Source organism: Nostoc sp., assembly GCF_054880495.1.
Map to the genome: position 1 here is coordinate 1 of NZ_JBTYKD010000315.1, position 17,630 is coordinate 17,630.

The 17,630-nt window shown below is 39.9% G+C and carries 11 protein-coding genes and 4 pseudogenes; 5 read left to right on the forward strand and 10 right to left on the reverse strand.

Annotated elements, in window-relative coordinates; genetic code table 11:
* Positions 1-593: pseudogene (locus ACYTXL_RS27390) on the reverse strand (hypothetical protein); the annotation flags it as partial.
* 619 nt (positions 594-1,212) lie between these two features.
* On the opposite strand from ACYTXL_RS27390, the gene ACYTXL_RS27395 reads away from it, so the two are divergent.
* Both ACYTXL_RS27395 and trmB read left to right on the forward strand, forming a co-directional pair.
* Positions 1,213-1,404: a hypothetical protein gene (locus ACYTXL_RS27395; protein ID WP_461921252.1), complete on the forward strand. Its 192-nt coding sequence runs from the start codon at positions 1,213-1,215 to the stop codon at positions 1,402-1,404.
* Positions 1,405-1,617: 213 nt separating this feature from the next.
* Positions 1,618-2,271 (forward strand): tRNA (guanosine(46)-N7)-methyltransferase TrmB, encoded by a 654-nt coding sequence (trmB, locus tag ACYTXL_RS27400; protein WP_461921253.1) that lies wholly within the window; start codon positions 1,618-1,620, stop codon positions 2,269-2,271.
* Positions 2,272-2,296: 25 nt separating this feature from the next.
* On the opposite strand, the pseudogene ACYTXL_RS27405 reads toward trmB, so the two are convergent.
* From ACYTXL_RS27405 to ACYTXL_RS27420, 4 genes and pseudogenes are all read right to left on the reverse strand, one after another.
* A pseudogene (locus ACYTXL_RS27405) lies at positions 2,297-3,347 on the reverse strand (IS630 family transposase).
* A gap of 542 nt (positions 3,348-3,889) precedes the next feature.
* Positions 3,890-4,105 (reverse strand): annotated as a pseudogene (locus ACYTXL_RS27410) (ATP-binding protein); the annotation flags it as partial.
* Between the two features lie 8 nt (positions 4,106-4,113).
* Entirely contained in the window at positions 4,114-5,601 is a 1,488-nt protein-coding gene (locus ACYTXL_RS27415; protein ID WP_461921254.1) for a dolichyl-phosphate-mannose--protein mannosyltransferase, read from the reverse strand.
* 45 nt (positions 5,602-5,646) lie between these two features.
* Positions 5,647-6,225 carry a GNAT family N-acetyltransferase gene (locus ACYTXL_RS27420; RefSeq protein WP_461921255.1) on the reverse strand — a complete coding sequence of 193 codons (579 nt, stop codon included), beginning with the start codon at positions 6,223-6,225 and terminating at the stop codon, positions 5,647-5,649.
* 54 nt (positions 6,226-6,279) lie between these two features.
* On the opposite strand from ACYTXL_RS27420, the gene ACYTXL_RS27425 reads away from it, so the two are divergent.
* Positions 6,280-6,411: a hypothetical protein gene (locus tag ACYTXL_RS27425; RefSeq protein WP_461927452.1), complete on the forward strand. Its 132-nt coding sequence runs from the start codon at positions 6,280-6,282 to the stop codon at positions 6,409-6,411.
* Here the strand turns inward: ACYTXL_RS27425 and ACYTXL_RS27430 are convergent.
* The gene (locus ACYTXL_RS27430) at positions 6,397-6,816 is read right to left on the reverse strand and encodes an element excision factor XisI family protein (RefSeq protein WP_461921264.1); all 420 of its coding nucleotides are present in this window, start codon (positions 6,814-6,816) and stop codon (positions 6,397-6,399) included. The genes ACYTXL_RS27425 and ACYTXL_RS27430 overlap by 15 nt on opposite strands.
* On the opposite strand from ACYTXL_RS27430, the pseudogene ACYTXL_RS27435 reads away from it, so the two are divergent.
* A pseudogene (locus tag ACYTXL_RS27435) lies at positions 6,797-7,644 on the forward strand (IS701 family transposase); the annotation flags it as partial. The gene ACYTXL_RS27430 and the pseudogene ACYTXL_RS27435 sit on opposite strands and share 20 nt — an antisense overlap.
* A gap of 129 nt (positions 7,645-7,773) precedes the next feature.
* Here the strand turns inward: ACYTXL_RS27435 and ppsA are convergent.
* From ppsA to ACYTXL_RS27455, 4 genes are all read right to left on the reverse strand, one after another.
* A complete protein-coding gene (gene ppsA / locus ACYTXL_RS27440; RefSeq protein ID WP_461921256.1) occupies positions 7,774-11,484 on the reverse strand; it encodes a phosphoenolpyruvate synthase in 3,711 nt (1,236 codons plus the stop codon).
* Between the two features lie 353 nt (positions 11,485-11,837).
* On the reverse strand, positions 11,838-12,278 hold the full coding sequence (locus ACYTXL_RS27445; protein WP_461921257.1) for a DUF29 domain-containing protein: 441 nt from the start codon (positions 12,276-12,278) through the stop codon (positions 11,838-11,840).
* A gap of 77 nt (positions 12,279-12,355) precedes the next feature.
* The gene (locus ACYTXL_RS27450) at positions 12,356-13,084 is read right to left on the reverse strand and encodes a hypothetical protein (protein ID WP_461921258.1); all 729 of its coding nucleotides are present in this window, start codon (positions 13,082-13,084) and stop codon (positions 12,356-12,358) included.
* Positions 13,085-13,375: 291 nt separating this feature from the next.
* The gene (locus ACYTXL_RS27455; RefSeq protein ID WP_461921259.1) at positions 13,376-15,304 is read right to left on the reverse strand and encodes an alpha-amylase family glycosyl hydrolase; all 1,929 of its coding nucleotides are present in this window, start codon (positions 15,302-15,304) and stop codon (positions 13,376-13,378) included.
* Between the two features lie 491 nt (positions 15,305-15,795).
* Between ACYTXL_RS27455 and ACYTXL_RS27460 the strand changes: the two genes are divergently transcribed.
* A complete protein-coding gene (locus ACYTXL_RS27460) occupies positions 15,796-16,845 on the forward strand; it encodes a tellurite resistance TerB family protein (RefSeq protein WP_461921260.1) in 1,050 nt (349 codons plus the stop codon).
* Positions 16,846-17,630 lie beyond the last annotated feature (785 nt).

The following is a 17,630-nucleotide window of genomic DNA, read 5'->3' on the forward strand; positions in this document are numbered from 1 at the left end:
TCAATCAATCCATCATTATTGCTATCGTAATAGATGGCTGCATAAACAGAGTTTTGAGTTACTCCACTCAAAAGCAAACTAATATTACTTGTGCTGCTCAGGGAAAATTTGTAGTAATCAACTGTGTCTACATTGCCGACAAATTCGTTGATAGTCTTAGTGCCAGTCAGAGTACCAATATTGTAAGCAGTGGTGAGTGTGCTACCAGGATCGGAAGCAATAGAAGGAGGTGCAGATGTGCCTGATAACTGTAGTGAATAGTTGGAGTTGACGTTTGTACCGGGTGAAATTCCAACATAGTAATTCCCCGATGCTCCCAAGGTTGCACTAATTTGACCGTTCCCACCGTTATAAGCAGAAGTAGAGTAAAGTTGTTCTCCACTCTCAATCAATCCATCATTATTGCTATCGTAATAGATGGCTGCATAAACAGAGTTTTGAGTTACTCCACTCAAAAGCAAACTAATATTACTTGTGCTACTCAGGGAAAATTTGTAGTAATCAACTGGATTTGTATTTCCTACAGCATCATTGTAGTTAAAAAATTTGAGAATACCAATGTTTTGAGCATTCGCTAATGTACTTCCTGGCATATTTTTGCTTTTGTGAAAATTGGACGAGGATTCTTATAGATTGAATATCCGAATCCACTTTGATTTTTGAAAAAGACTACGACAGAATACGGGCTTCAACTTTACTGGTCGAACCCATGAAAACTATAAAGTGATCACCTGTTACTATATTGATGGTATAGGATTTCTACTCATTAACAAAATTAAGTATACAGAGAATCGAGCTACCAAAGTTAATTCTAATAATCATTTAGCACCTCATGATTTTAGGTAAGTGCTGTAGGGTTTTTTCGACTTATCATATTTGGTATTTTCTGTCAATGCGTAAGTCATAGCTTTGTTTTTTATCGCCGATTCACTTACTTAACTAAAATTACCAGCTTGCCAATAAATGAAACTGGGAATTTGAGCAAAAGCGCGATCGCACCCCCGAAAAATGCTTATAAAAATCTATCCCGCCAGCGTCCCGATAATTATGACCATACTTACAAGGGAGAGAAGTGTGGGTAGTTAATTATCTTTGATCTAGAGGAAGTGATCGCCTTTCTTACCCACCTCTGTGTGAAATTAAGTCCCAAGATAGTGTCTACCTCACCATAGAATAACTTAAGCTTGGGGTATAAGTTTAGGGAATATAGTGATGAATAAGAAAACAGTTCCTAATCAAGCTGAAAAGTCGAATCCAGAAGGTGATGAATCACAATTAAGTCCAGAGGTACTGGACAAAATCAAACACCCTGCGAAAATTGACGATGTTATTCGGGAGCAATCGGTAGAAGAACGTAAAAGTAACCCAGCTTTAGTACCGGAAATAATTGATGATCCAAATTAGGTAAGCTTGCTTTTGGTTTAACCTATGCGGAGGTTTAGTGGCCTTGCCTAACGGCAGGCTGATGCCAACGGGGAGAGGAATGGAAGCGGGGTTCTAAAAATAAGTCGCTCATTGCGTTAATTATGAATATTTTGCTCGTTTTTTTCAATCCAATCCCCAATTGCTGCTCTAATGTGACACCACAGGATATTTTCACGTAAAGGAGAGCAAATTTTGGCAACAGTCCGAGTCCGCCAGCATGTTAATCCACTTAATAAAAAGTATCAAACACCAGCAAGTCCCCTTGAGTGGGAAAAAATTTATGCAAAGCCAAATCAACCACTACATTTAGATATTGGCTGCGCTAAGGGACAGTTTTTGGTGAATATGGCCAAGATAGAACACAACTGGAATTATCTCGGCTTGGAAATTCGGGAACCTCTGGTGGTGGAAGCGAATAAGTTACGTTCTGAGTTGGCTTTAACAAACCTGCACTACTTATTTTGTAATGCGAATAACTCACTGCGATCGCTTTTATCTTCTCTCCCTCCAGAAAGTTTACAACGGGTTACAATTCAATTCCCTGATCCTTGGTTTAAAAACCGCCATGCTAAACGTCGTGTAGTCCAACCAGAACTAGTGGCAGAATTAGCTAATTATCTGGCGGTTGGTGGAGTTGTATTTCTGCAATCAGATATGGAATTTGTCGCGGTGGAAATGCGCGATCGCTTTGCTGAAAATCCAGCTTTTCAAAGAGTTGGTACAGAAGAATGGTTAGCCGAAAACCCCCTACCAATACCTACAGAACGGGAAATAGGTACGCAAAAAAAGGGTGAACCTGTTTATCGAGCTTTGTTTGTCAGGCGAGAAGTTGTGAATAATGAGTAGTTATAGTGATAGTGCTATAGCAATCCTAAATGAGTTGTGAAAAAAATGAACCATACATAAATATCTTTGGAAAGTCAAAAACTTGATGATGTGTAACAAGTTCAAATAATCTCTTGACATGAGGAAATGATTTGCATAAGTGATAAAACTCTCGAATAAAGTTTTTAGCGTGTAACCAGATGTCTTCTACAGGATTTTGTGTTGGATCATTAGGTGCAAATCGAATACAAGTAACTTTATATTCATCTTCATTTAAGCCTTGATTAATAGTATCTAAATAAGCTTTAAATTCATTGGAACGGTGATAACTAGCTCCATCCCAAATCAAGGCAATACGGCTTTTGGGGTACTGAGAAACTAAATATTCTACGAAAGCGATGTCTACGACGGGCTACGCCGGAGCATTGCTAGAATCACCCTTTTTACAAGGCTTAATTAAAAACTCTTGTGTGTAATAATTTAGAGCGCCGAAATAGGTTTGTCGTTGTCGTTCATTGATAACTGGAACTTCAATCCGTTCCTTGGTGTTTCCCCAAATATAACCACAGATATCTCCCCATAATAGCTTGATTCATCTTCAAAGAAAACTACGAGTTCGCCAGACACTATCTCTTGCTGGTGTGCCGTCAGCCACGCTGTTATTTCTAGTTTTTTTTTGCAACTAAATCCGGGTCTTTACGGGGATTAGTTTTTTGTGTCTTCTTCCAACTTATATTAGCCTGCTTCAATAAGTCATAGTAACTTTGATTCGACTCAAAAAGTACATCGAAATTATCTGATAAATACTCTTTTAATTCTGATAAATGCCAGTAATTCTTCTGTTGTAGCCAGCTTAATAATATTTGTTTTTGTGTCGAATCAAGATAACTTTTTGATCCTTTGTATCTCAGCCTCAGTCCGGCGACACCCTGTTCTCCAAATATATATTTCCATTTGTTTACAAAGCCTATAGACACTCCTAAAATATGTCCAATTGTTGAATGTTTATAGTTTTGCATGAGCATTTGTACAGCTAGTGCCCGTTTTAGTTCTCTGGGGTCTGGGTTCGCCTGAATGAATTCTCTTAACTCTTCCATCTGTACTGCCATGCACTATATTATTACTCCCATTGTTCACAATATCAACAACTGTGATTTTTCACAAATGATTTAGGATTGCTATATCGTCTAGAGCTATGGCAAATATTGCTTGTTATTTTGACATTTTAGAGTTTATATGTTTTTTAAAGTTGATATGTAGCAACTAGACATTAGATATCCTCTATCAGTTGGCAATATTTTCGGGACATAAATGTTTTTGTTAATGGTCGAAGTTCCCTGAGATATCAAATTTGAATTGCTATGCGAGAGTTTACAGCTTGAGTAACTGATATATGTCCCTACAGAAAAATAGGGATAACTCAAAATATATGGAGTTATACCAAGTTGCAAAAGATAGTATTGTTACATTCGATTATATTGAACAGAGCCAAGAAAATCCGACTTCTCCCTCAACAGAAAGGGGGTTATTCATCAGCCACTGACAACGATCAATTAGGGCAGTCTCTAGAGCATCAAGGTTATCAAACACCTTGTTTGCTAATCGCTGTCTTAGTATTGGCCAAATACACTCAGTAGGATTAAGTTGAGGAGTGTATGGAGGAATGGCGTACATAATGATGTCTTGTGGGACATTCAAGTGACGAGTTGTAGCCCACTCCAACTTGACTATTGGCTACAATTTCACCGCCGTGTGCTTCGACACACTTTTCAGCGATCGCTAGCCCCAAACCAGTACCAGGAATGCGTCCCACATTGTCCGCACGTTGGAAAAGCTGAAACAGTTGCTTTTGGTCTATTTAATCTAAATCCAAGAGTTAAACCACATTCGCAGCTTATAACTGTTAGGGGAGAGGGGTAAACCTAAATAAATGGGCATCCAGAAAATAAAAGCAACCAGAATGATAAAAGTAATGGTGACACCTAGCGCTCGGAGTTGTTGATAATAACTGCGAAGACACTGATCAACAAACCAAGCGATCGCTAAAAATACAAACACTACTGCACACATATAATGGTAGATAAAAGCGCACCTCGTCACCTCTACCCAAGGTAATAAGTTAGCAACATAATTGATAACTAAATACAAGCCAATCCAAGTATCAACACTAAGAGTTGCTCTTCCAGCAAAACGCTTTTCCTTCACCCAAAAAATCACTACTTGTGACACCAGCATGCCAACTAAGAATAACATTGCCGCAATACCAAACCACCACAAAAATGGATTGCCCATTGCATGGACATCATAAATAACTTTTCCAGCACCAGCAGGCAAAGGCGGCCCCATCACAGGTAAGGGTTCGGTGATACTATCAGCCGTTTGATAATAATATGCCATTGGTCGAGTCATCAAAGGCCATTTATACCAAGCAGCACAATAAGGATGCACGTTAGGACTATTGCCACCTAGCTGCAAGTGAAATTTCAAAATTTGCTGATGTACTGCAATAAATCCATATCTTTTATCTAGTTGAAGGTGAGGAATCCAGATGATACTGTAGATAAAACCTGGGATAATTCCTAGATAAAATAACATCTGGAAAATGTTTAGCTGAGTTAAGTTTTGTAGCGGTGTCTGAGATGAGGAAGAATAAGTAGTAACTTCTGCCTCATTCAATGAGGGGGATGTAAAAAAGAGTTTCGGGTTAGAAAAAGAATGTATCAAATGAATTATCCATGCTGTTATCCAAATGAGATAAGCACCTGACAGTAACCATAAACCATTCCACTTAGTACCGACTGACGCACCAAAAGTAATGCCAGCAAAAACTAACCAAAAAGAACGCCGCCGATTTTGGTTATCTAATGCTAATAATAAAAACCAGTGCCCTAACAAACCAAAAATGACGATATAAATATTACTTAAAGCATAGCGAGATTCAACTAGAAAAATGCCATCACAAGCTGTGAACAAACCTGCAAGTATTGCAAAGCTACGGCGATAACTTAATTGATAAGCGATCGCAGCCACAACTAAAGGGATAAATGAGCCGGTGAGGGCATTTAACCACCGATAAGTCCAAGGCGATCGCAATGAACCTGTCAAGCCATTTACCCTATCGTGCCAAAAAGGAATGTGACTACCAATCCAAATGCCGATACCAATAATATATTGACTTAGCGGCGGATGAGCATTAAAAAATGGCGTATGCGTGAGATAATTATTACCGAATTTAGCAAAGTAAACTTCATCAAATACCAGAGTGTTGAATCGCTCCAATCCCCAAAACCGTAAAGCAAGTGAGAGAAGAAATACACTCGCCATGCCAATTCGGAACCACTTTTTATTCATTAGTTATTAGTCATTAGTCATTAGTCATTGGGCATTAGTTAAGAGTTATTCTCTTCTATCCTCTACCCCCTTGCTTTCTTTCCACTCTTCAGGTGCATCTAGTTGGAACAGGAGTAGTTCAATACCATAATACTTGTTTGTCCGCCCTATTGGTTTCATACCCAGCCGTTCTGTTACACGCATTGAAGCATGATTTTCTGGCTTCACTACGGCATAAATCACTGGCAATTTCAAAACACTAAATCCGTAGTTGAGCATCACTTGTCCTGCTTCTGTTGCATACCCTTTACCCCAAGAAGCTTGCCTCAAGTGCCAGCCTACTTCATAATCTTGAGTGGGTAAACTATCGGAGTCGGGTAATTGTAACAGAAGGATAGTTCCCACAATTGTTGTAGTTTCTTTTTCGACAATTGCCCAAGATCCAGTACCATTGTTGCGTTGATGGGATCGCTCGATACCTTCAATCAAGCGCTGACGCTGTGACTCAATGCTTGCGGGGCGAGAAGCTTTACCGAGAAAGTGCGTAACTTTAGGGTTACTGTATATTACAAAGGCTTGTTTGGCATCGCGTTCGGGTATCCAACTGCGAATAATCAAGCGTTCAGTTTCCAACAGAATCGTCATTTTACCTTTAACTCAACTAAATTGCTATTCTGCAAAATAGTAAGATACTTATGGTTGAGTAGTCAAAAGTTATGTAGAGAATTACACAAACAAAATATGGCGATCGCTATGCTAGAGGCAGTTATCCAGAAGTTCAACTACCTTTGGTTATGCGATGCCTGCGGCGGTAAACTACGCAAATTCTGAATTTTCTCTCAGTTCTTTAGACCGAAATCCCAATACAATGCGATCCTTCACCACACCAGCCCTAACTAGTTCCATTGCTAGCCCCTCTTCAGTACCATCATGTTGAATCCAAATTTTGCCATCAATTATATCCATGTGAATCAGACAGCCGTGAACGCGGCGTGTTGCAGTCATAGAAAGTTCAGGCACTGGTTCTCGACCAAGAATCATCACCAAATATCGATCCTGTTCTTTATCAAAAATAGTTTCATGCTGAATATCACCATAAGAATAAGGAATTTTCGTGTGTTCAGTAAGAATGCTGCAAATTATCCCTCTTCTGTCACTTTCCGGGTATTCTGAATAAAAGAATAAAAAAATAAAACCCTGAAAGGTAAGTAGGGCAATGGATGTAGAATTACAAATCTTGAAACATTTGGCTGTCTTATGCTCACCCAACAGTTGCTACCATAGATGAATATTGTGCAGAGTATAAAGACCTGTTTAAAGAAGTAAGAAATTATGAATGCTTCAAATATTTACATCTGGGAATAATGTCACAAATTAAAAGAAAATCATTGCCAGAGATAGCGAAAGTTGTAAGTATAAACTCTGCACAATCATTACATCATTTTCTAGCCAATTCAGATTGGTCATTAGATAAACTAAAACAAGGAAGATTAAATAAACTCAAAAAAGCAGTAGATGGAAATGCGATTACAGTAGTAATAGATGAAACAGGAGATAGAAAAAAAGGTAAAAAGACTGATTATGTAGCAAGACAATATCTAGGAAGTGTGGGGAAAGTGGATAATGGTAACGTTTGCAGTCAATGCCTATGGAGTTTACTCGAATATAACATTTCCTTTAACTGTAAAAGTATTCAAACCCAAAGGGACACTAAAAGCAGAGGATAAATATAAAACTAAAATAGAGTTGGCATCAGAAATTATTACTGAATTAATTGAATCAGGCTTTAATATTAAATTAGTACTAGCAGATAGTTTATATGGTGAAAGTAGCCAATTTATTAGAAAACTAGCTGAATATAAATTAGATTATGTCGGAGCAATAAGAAGTAATCATGGAGTCTGGCTTCCAGCAGGGCAGAGCGTTAGGGCGAATAAGTGGTGTAAATTTAACAGAACATTTAGTAATGAGAAATCAGAAAATAGATACATTAGGGAAATAGTTTATGGTAAAAAAAGAGCCATAACTTACTGGGAAATAACTACTGACCCAGAAACCATGCCAACTTACAAGCATTGTTAATTGATTCTCGATCTGCCTTAAATACGACTTTTTCAGCAAGCCCTAATTAGAGCATTCTTCAAGTTCTCGTGGTAACGGTCTCTAGCTGGCATAAATTACTCGAATTACGAATTACGAATTACGACCCTCGACTTTTGCCACTTCCAGCATCGTCTTTAAAACCGAATCTGGATTCAGACTGATTGAGTCAATTCCTTGTTCAACCAAAAACTGAGCAAATTCTGGATAGTCGCTGGGTGCTTGTCCACAAATGCCGATTTTGCGATCGCATTTTTTCGCCGCTTCTATGGCCATTTTTACCATTCGCTTCACACCCTCACTACGTTCATCAAACAACCGCGCCACTAACGCCGAATCCCTATCTATCCCCAGTGTCAACTGAGTTAGATCGTTGGAACCAATTGAGAAACCATCAAATATCTCAGCAAACTCCTCAGCCATAATCACATTATTAGGCAACTCACACATCACATATATCTGCAAATCCTTAACACCTTGCTTTAAACCATTTTTTGCCATCTCTGCCAAAACTAAACGCCCCTCATCGGGAGTGCGACAAAAGGGAATCATCGGGATCACATTCGTCAAACCCATTTCTTCCCGTACCCGCTTGATAGCATGACATTCTAGGGCAAAAGCTTCTCTGTAACCTTGATCATAGTAACGCGCTGCCCCTCGCCAACCCAACATGGGGTTTTCTTCATGGGGTTCAAACTGTCGCCCACCTAATAAGTTGGCATATTCATTACTTTTGAAATCTGAGGTTCGGACAATCACTGGTTTAGGATAAAATGCCGCCGCAATTCTACCTATACCTTGGGCTAATTTATCTACAAAATATTGGGGTTTATCGTCGTAAAGTGCAGTTATATCAGCAATTTTAGCTTTCACAAATTCATCTTTTAACAAGTCATAGTGAATCAATGCCATTGGATGAATTTGGATTTGGGTAGCGATGATAAATTCAGTCCGTGCTAAACCTACGCCATCGTTGGGAATTGCCGATAAACTTAATGCTTCTTGAGGATTACCCACATTCATTAAAATTTGAGTGCGCGTGCGGGGTAAGTTCTCTAAGGGGACTTCTTGAACTTCAAAAGGTAATAAGTCTGCGTAAACTTTTCCTTCTTCCCCTTCAGCGCAAGAAATCGTAACCTCTTGACCAGGTTTTAAGATTTCCGTAGCATTGCCGCATCCCACGATCGCAGGTACACCTAATTCTCGTGCAATAATTGCTGCATGACAATTACAGACAATCACTGGTGTATATTTGTTGGTGAATACAACATAGTTATGATGTTCAGCAACTGTAATATTAAACACATCATGATCAAGAGTATCTTGATCAACTGCAACCACTTGTTGCATCCGAACATTCCCTGCAATTAGTTGATGGAATTTGCCAATTTTCTGTAGTTGTTTGTCAGAGATTAGGAAATTATTATCTCTTCTGAGTTTTATCTGTCCTGTGGTGTTATCATCAAATAGTTGTTTGGTAGCAAAGAAGCGTGTTTGTATTACTCTATCGCTAACTTTCCCTTTAACTCTGTTGGTAAACTGCAATATTTCTACTAATTTCTCAACCAACTGTACATTGTGTATTCCTCTATTTTTTGTCACTTGAGGAACAGTACCTATTTTTAAACAAGCGACAATTACAGCTTGTAATAGAAGTTCTTCTGACACATGTATATGAATGCGATTATTAAAGTAACAGCCATCTCCATCAATTACACTTGCTAGGAAATTATAAGCAACTTCCAAAGAGTTGTTGAGCAATATACTAACAATATTTTGCTCTTTGTCGTACAAATCGTAGGCTATTTGTTTATAGTAGAGTCTGTAAGCTGTTGCTTGACCTACTACTAATTGACCTCTTATATACCCAGAAGAGGGCTTTTTGGGATATGCGACAAATGATTTATTGTAAAGTGTATCTACGCATTCGTGCATAGCAGCTATAAATTGCTGCTTTGGCAAAGTATCCTTTTGGATAAACTGTACCTCTCCAGGAGTAGGGCGTTTATAAATCGAACCATCTGTGAGAATACCCCCTAAGAAGTAAGCCATCTTGATGTTTTCTTTTTGAGGGACATCTAACTGCGGGATTTTTTCTGCTATTACCACCATTTCTTGGGCTGCAAGCATATCTTTAATTTCAGTTTTTAGATATTCGCCATCTCTAATATTAATCATTTTGTGATCTGGAGTCAGGCGCAACGAGTTGTCAGTAACTCTACCTGTTTGAGAGACACTGACACTAATCATTTTTGATTGTCTTTTCATCGAATCAAGAATTGGTTGCCACTCTATTTTGTTCGTCTGGGTATTTAATGATAGAGTTAGCAAACCTTCATAACCTTGCTCATAAATCTCACGCAAGGTCATAAAACCTTTATTAGTTAAAACCTTTGTTTTTCCATCAAAGCACGTCCTACCACCAGAGTTGGTGACAATTGCACTGGCGCGTTTCATAATTGGTTCCCAATCGGGGTCAGTTCTCTCTGTCACCAAAACTTCCCCGGCTTGGAACTGTCCGAGTTTCTGAACATCTAAAATTAGGCGTACTTTTCCTTGACTAATGGCTTCCCCAATCGCACGTCCGGTTACAAGGGTGAGTGGTGAGTCGGAAGTGGGCTTGCCGTGAGCGTAGCCGAATGGGAGTGAGGATTGGGAAGATTTTTCCCCATTTCCTATTCCCCATTCTTTATCACCCAATAACAACCGATAACTCCGCAGCACATTTCCCGTCTTCTGCGACTGGACGGTTTCGGGACGTGCTTGCACAATAAAAAGTTGGTTAGTAATCCCATCTTTTGCCCACTCGATATCCATTGGAGTGTAAATGCCATGAACTTGGGAATAATGGTCTTCAATTAAACACGCCCAACTTGCTAGTTGTAAAATCTCTTGATCACTCAGGGCGAATTTGCCTCTTTCACTAGCCGGAACAGCCACATTTTTTGTAAATTTGGAGCCGTCATCATAGATCATTTTCACTTCTTTACTGCCCAATTTTTTATCGATAATTGGGCGGAAACCTGCTTTTAAAGTTGGTTTAAAAACATAATATTCATCGGGATTTACAGACCCTTGGACAACATTTTCACCTAAACCGTAAGCAGCTGTAATCAGTGCTGCATCCTTAAATCCGGTTTCTGTATCAATGGAGAACATCACCCCAGAGGTTGCTAAGTCAGAGCGCACCATTTTTTGCACGCCTACAGCTAGAGCAATGCTAAAATGTTCAAATCCCTTGGTGTGGCGATAAGAAATGGCGCGATCGGTAAATAGGGAAGCAAAGCATTTATGACAAGCTGCTAAAACTCCTTCGACACCGACAACGTTGAGGTAAGTTTCTTGCTGTCCGGCAAAACTAGCATCGGGTAAGTCTTCAGCAGTGGCGCTGGAACGGACTGCAACATCTGTCTCTGCGTTGTATCGTTCAGAAAGACTATGATATGCTGTGGCGATCGCTTCCCGCAATTCTAAAGAAAATGGGGTGTGGATTAATAGCGATCGCGCTTTTTTACCTCGTTCTCGTAAATTTTTGACATCTTCAACATCCAAGTCAGCAAAGAGTTCGCGTAGCTTTGATTCTAAGCCTGCTGATTGGATAAAATTACGATAAGCGTAAGCAGTGGTAGCAAATCCGGTGGGAACGTTAATGCCTTTGGGCGTTAGCTGTTGAATCATTTCCCCCAGTGAAGCATTTTTACCACCAACTACAGGGATATCAGCAATACCAACTTCATCAAACCAGAGAATGAGCGATCGCTCTTTGGAAAATTGAGATAAAGTGCTTGTCGATACTGTAGTCATAAATGTTACCTTTTAAGTTTATACTCAATTTGTAAGTATGTAACCACTAGTATATTTTGCCCATATTCAATTTTAGATTTTTGATTTTGTCGCATGATCTTATATTTGGCTTTTCACGTCATCTGGAAAAGCCTACGAAAGACCTAACCCCCCAGCCCCCTTCCCGACACTAGTCATTTCACCCCACACACCAGATGCTTCTCCCTTGGCGCTAGCCTCTCCCTTTGGGAGAAGGGGAGACGCTGCACGAACAAGTCGGCAGAGCCTCCCCTTAATCCCCTCCGGGGAGACAAAGCACAGCTTTGGTGGGGTGGGGTTCTTCGGGTTTAAGTAATCAAGCGGACATGATATAACTAGACAAAAAACTTGGGTTCAATAACCTGTTCTATACTAAAAGGACACTCAAGGGGAAAAATTTCTATTGGTATTTGAGTCTCATTTGCTGCGTCTCGACGGGCGCGGCGATAATATTTCTGTATCCACTCCCAGTCTTCAAGAAATCGCTGCAAACTAGGAGTATCTTCTAGACAATCCTGAATTTTGTTTCGGCAGTTTGAGATTGTGTTAACCCAACTTTTGGTTTTTCGCTCTGGTTGATATTGACATTTGAGTAAATGCATTAAAAGCACCTGCAAATAACTTCCAAGTTCCTTTTGCTCACTCCGACCCAAAGTCTCTAGTTCCTCTACCAAATGTTCAATGTCTAACTCAGCCCAGCGTCCTTTCTTTAGGCACTCAGCCTGTTGTTGTGTCCATAGCAGAAAGTCCTGATTGTAGAGTGTTGCTTTACTCATCAACAGTTATCCCCTCTGCTTTCAGCGACATTTATCATATTTTCGCCCAATGCAATGCTGTAGTAGACATCTTACAATTATTGCCTCCTCACAGCAATTGTGTAACTTGGTAGATGTGAGGCATCCGTTTGAGTTTTCACAAGTCGCCAGTCATTATCTATATATAAATGCTCAAATACTTGAGAAGTTGCTAAGGATGTTTTTTTAAATTCATTAACACGATTTATCTCTAGATTTTCTAACTTGAGAGCTTTTGACGCATTCGGTTTTACTTTCGTGTTAACTACATTAGTAAACCAGCTGTAGACTGATTCTAAACTTAGAGGAATTTCTCTATTTTTAAAAGCCTGAAATCTATCAATATTTTGAAGATACCATTTCCCATTTTTAACTTCATATTTCTGGATTACCATGAAATCATAAGCTGGTAATTTTGATTGTTGAAAATTATGGGATAAAGATGACTCTTTTCCTAGTATATAACGAGCTACACTGGCACAGTAACCATCTTGTTGGAAAATTTGGAAGCACTGATCTTGGATTCTTTTCGGTAAACTTTCATGAAACGATATGCTAGACCAGATTGGTGTCCAAACACCTACTAAGAGTCGTAATTGCTCTGTAACACTGAAAACGGGATTCTGTTGGCTCAATCTGATAAAATAGGGAAGTAACTCAGTTTTATAAAAATTTATTTCGGTATTTAAAGCTTCTGGGTTTCGTCCTTGAACCCGTGCCAAAATTTCATTTTTAAATTCTAGTTTTTTAGGAGCACTTAATTGATTTTTTAGTAAGAGTTCAAGCATTATCTTTTAGCTCCTCTTTTTGACAGTTATTAGGTATTTATCTGCTTGATATTATCTATTCTCACTCCCAAAATGGTGTGATCCAGATCACTGTAAGCTAAAATGTATAGCCTTACTTAATCATTTGTAAACAACGAGATCCCCGACTTCTTTAAGAAGTCGGGGATCTGAATTTTGTAATTTGAACGAAATCAAAAGGATTGCTATATTTAAGGGCTATCAATTCACAAACAATGAAGTGCGAAAGATGAAAATTTTGCTCCTTCACACTTCCATGTTTATCTGAAATTTCTAAGATTCTCTTCCCGATGCCCAGGTATCACGCCATTTAACGGTACCTTCTTTGGCAATCACCCAACGGCGATTGACGAGATTTTCCCGCAGAGGCGATCGCCCTTCCCGCCACATGGCATATTTATAAGCAATCAGCTTACCAGCACTCTCATCAAAGGGAATCTCAGCAGACCAGGTATTTGAGTTGATGTACTCTAAAGGATATGCTTTGCTGATATCCCAGTTACCCAACTCTGGGCAATCCCCTGTCACCACAATGATTTCACCGGGTTTAGTATCCACGCCAGTCAGTTGGACGCGGACAATTGTCTGTGCTTTTATCCGTTCCCCAACGCGGCTAAAAACAAGGACTCCCCGTTCTTCTAATACTAGGTTATAAATCTTGCCGTCTTTTACCTCATACTTGTTGCGAGTCACCACGCAGGTATGTTCGCCATCGGGTAATTCTGTTTCTACTTCTGGTAAGGTAACTTCTCCTCCCCGGTTTAAAGCTACAAAACACAGGGAGTCACGATAGCGGCGCACATAACAGTAAACATCGGGTATTAAGTATTTTTGCCAGTGGCTACCCATTGACACGGCTGGATTCAGTCGCCGTAAGCCAGACAGCAGCCTGATGCAACGATAAATCTCACTCTCAGTATCCCAACTTTCCATCATCGGACGGTTATATGGATCGTTACCGCCATCAGTATCGTTATGCAGATACTGTTCTGTGCCGTAGTAAATGCAGGGAATGCCGCGAGATGTCATAATTAAAGCGATCGCTAGCTTCAACATCGCTGGATCGGGGTTCAGCGATTGGAAGCGGCACATATCATGGTTATCGATGAAGGTGACTAACTCGGTTGCACCGTTGTAGCGATAATCTTGATCAAAAATGTATTGAATTGTTTGGAATCCATTTTCTGAACCTTGCGCTAGTGCGGCTCGAATTGCCACACACAAGCCAAAATCTAGAAGTGTCATCCCTGAGTGATTAACAAATTCCACAGAGCGATCGTCACTAGGATTACTGTAAATCCATTCACCAAATATAAATACATCTGGTTTGTGATTGGTCATATCGCCAGTGAATTCTTGCCAAAACCAGATGGGCATGTGCTTGACAGTATCTACCCGCAGTGCATCCACACCCCGGTCTAGCCATTGTTTGATTGCTGACTTAATATACTCCCGATATTCGGTATTGTTTTCATTAAAGGTTGCTAAACCAGATAGTTCACAGTTCTGTACTTGCCAATCGTCTTCCCAGTTTTGCACTTCGCCATAATGGTGATACCAATTATTGACATCATCATTGAAGTCAGCAATTTTCACTCCATCGTCAAACAATTCACCTTTGCTACCGCTAGTATCGGGGCTGCTATGGTTGCAGACAATATCTAGCACCAGCTTCATATTCCGCTTGTGCAGTTCCGCAATTAACCGATCAAAGGTTGTATTTTTTTCTTCTTGGGTGGCGTTTAAAGAAGGGTTCTCTCCCTCAGCAATGTAGCGAGGATTAATCCGCTTAAAATCTTTTGTCCAATAGCCATGCATCGCCGCATTGCTAATAAATAACTCTTCAACCTGCTCGAATAGTGGAGTTAGCCAAAGGGCAGTCACTCCCATGTTTTTGAGATAATCTAATTTGTCAATCACACCTTGCAAATCGCCACCCCAGTACTTACCCCACTCTTGTCTAGTTGGATCGTACAGTTCTGAGTTTGCACCTTCGCTGTTATCTGTATCGCCATCATAAAAGCGATCGACCACAAGAAAGTAAATTGTTTCCTGACGAAATTCAATATCTCTAGTGTAAAGAAACTCTAGGTCAATTTCAGTTTCTGATGGTGGTGTTTCTATAATAGCGTCTACTTTTTGTTGTGCAGAATCAACTTTGTATTGATCTGGTGAAAACTGAGATGGAGGGGTTTGTACCATAAAAAAACTCAAAATTTTATGTAATTCATATTTGTAGAACCAACAGTATAATCTTTCGAGTATTATGTGTTACTACAAACTTTTGTATTGTGACATCCGTCCCACGGTGTAGGTATCTATCCTTAGCTAGTTTATAATTCTATCGATAGATATAATTCATCTGCTAGAGGATAAAAACAAAGGAATATAGCAATTATTAACGCTATAACAAAAATTTACAATATCTAGTCAAAGTGACCTGCGGTAAATATTGAGCCTAACTAGGGTTTAAGTGTATATTTGACAACAGATTTTAGAAGAGTCAACAAGGTTCCGTTACACCTGAGCAATACTGATTAAACCACATATTAGCCAACTTTTTCTCTAGAAGATTCGCTCAATTGATCAAGGCTGCTGAGTACTTTTATCTGACTCAGCACTGAGTAAGGTAAACTGACCATTGTCACTTTCAATCTGTTATTACTATTAAGCAATTAATTCAGGTAGCAATTATGACCAAATATGACAAGGTTTTTAACTCACCAAAGACATCAAAGGAATCACTAAGTGCAGAGGAAGCGGTGGCGGCGATCGCAACTGTCACGGCGATCGCTGATTCATCCATTGAAGATGTAGATGCAGAAAGTTTAGCAGGTATCCTTTGGGAATTCGAGGTTTTCGAGGAATACTCAGAAGATGAAATCACAGAAATAGTTGATAGACTCATAGGCATTGCAGAAGAAGAGGGAATAGGGCCTTTGTTTAATGTCGCCAAAGTATCTCTCTCAGATGAATTAGTGTTGGATGGTTTTGCAGCCGGGGTAATAGTGCTTTTAGACGATGAACTTGCCATCCCTAAATCGAAACAAGCCTATCTCAAAAAGCTACAAGCAGCCTTGGAACTTGAGGATCAAGAAGCAGAGGAAATCATCAAAGAGGTAATTGCAGCCTTTAAAGAAGCAGAAGAGGAAGAATATGCAGATGACGAAGATGAAACAGTAGTCATAGAAGATTTTACTGAACAGATATATCAATCACCTTTAGGTAATTTTACGGTAGCAATTCCGGTTGATCCGCAGCAGGGCGGTAGAATTCAAAGTCAGGAAGGAGTAGTTGGCTTTTCCGATGACATCGGTACTTTGCTGAGAATCGATTATTATCCTTTCCCCTTGGAACAGTTAGAGGAACTGGAGTCTGTTGGGCAAGAAGAATATTTACAAACAATCTTAGTAGCCAAGTATGTACCCCAAGCGATTTTTACTAATGTACCAGATGCTTCTGTGGAGTATTCTGAATACCTGGAAGATACTTTGCGAGGCGCTTACTACGTGTTAATCGATATGCCCAAAGGTTCGACAATTTCTAAGCAAGAAAATAATGGAACTGCGATCAGATTAGACGCTTACCGAGGGCTGCTCACCTTTATCAGTGGGGAATTTTTGTATATAGTTAGTAGTCAGCACAGCTTTATTAACGGCGAAACTCCCGATTCTGTTGAAGAAGAAGCTGAAGACATCAAGGAGAGTATTTTAGAGTTTGTTGAGACTATAGAGTTCACTTAGTAGATGTCACCGCAAAAAGGGTCGAAAATAGAGTTTTTCTGGTGACGTGTATTAAATAATTCCTCCATCCAAAAAAGCGATCGCTAAGGGACTGACAAATAAAAAAATATCCAACTACTGATTGTGGCGTGGGTGACACGAGCGCCCTTAACCACAGGCGCTCGTGTCGCCTACCCCACAAGTAGTAGTAATTTATCCAGGACTTACGCACTCAAAACCTGAAACCTAGATCCCCCCTTAAAAAGGGGGGAACCTTAAAAGCCCCCTTTTTAAGGGGGTTGGGGGATCTCTTGTGCGTAAGTCCTATTATCAGAAAAATGGGTTTAAAACCCCGTGCTTCGTTTCCCGGCTTTATATTTAGAAGCATCGTGGTAGAGTTAGAAGTGGTCGTTGACCCACCCAGACATCGGAGACAGAAACGCCGCAACCAAAGTTTCGATAGTCTTCTATCGACGGCGCCCAAATGTCGGCAGACTGGGATAAGAACGAGAGGCAATGGAAACATCCTTAAGTTACAAAACCCGCTTACATTAAGTTTTTTTCAAGTTGCTGCGGGACACGCAGTCGTGAAGTCTGTGGAGCGAACATAAGACCAAATCCTCTTAGGGGGTGGAGGCGGTTGCTATGAAACAGAAACCTAAGTCGTGAGTCTTAGGAATCCCCGACCGTTCACGGCGGGGAGGATGTCAACTGATGTACATTTGAAAAGGGCGATGTCTAACGACAAGCCCAGAGGCGGAGTGTCTTTGGTGTCTACGCTTGTAATTTTTCATGACAATAACCCT

Coding starts and splice junctions, on each gene's coding strand:
- ACYTXL_RS27420 (WP_461921255.1), bottom strand. CDS start 6,225: ATGACGATTCTGTTGGAAACTGAACGCTTGATTATTCGCAGTTGGATA.
- ACYTXL_RS27455 (WP_461921259.1), bottom strand. CDS start 15,304: ATGGTACAAACCCCTCCATCTCAGTTTTCACCAGATCAATACAAAGTT.
- ACYTXL_RS27460 (WP_461921260.1), top strand. CDS start 15,796: ATGACCAAATATGACAAGGTTTTTAACTCACCAAAGACATCAAAGGAA.
- ACYTXL_RS27395 (WP_461921252.1), top strand. CDS start 1,213: ATGAATAAGAAAACAGTTCCTAATCAAGCTGAAAAGTCGAATCCAGAA.
- ACYTXL_RS27415 (WP_461921254.1), bottom strand. CDS start 5,601: ATGAATAAAAAGTGGTTCCGAATTGGCATGGCGAGTGTATTTCTTCTC.
- ACYTXL_RS27450 (WP_461921258.1), bottom strand. CDS start 13,084: ATGCTTGAACTCTTACTAAAAAATCAATTAAGTGCTCCTAAAAAACTA.
- ppsA (WP_461921256.1), bottom strand. CDS start 11,484: ATGACTACAGTATCGACAAGCACTTTATCTCAATTTTCCAAAGAGCGA.
- ACYTXL_RS27445 (WP_461921257.1), bottom strand. CDS start 12,278: ATGAGTAAAGCAACACTCTACAATCAGGACTTTCTGCTATGGACACAA.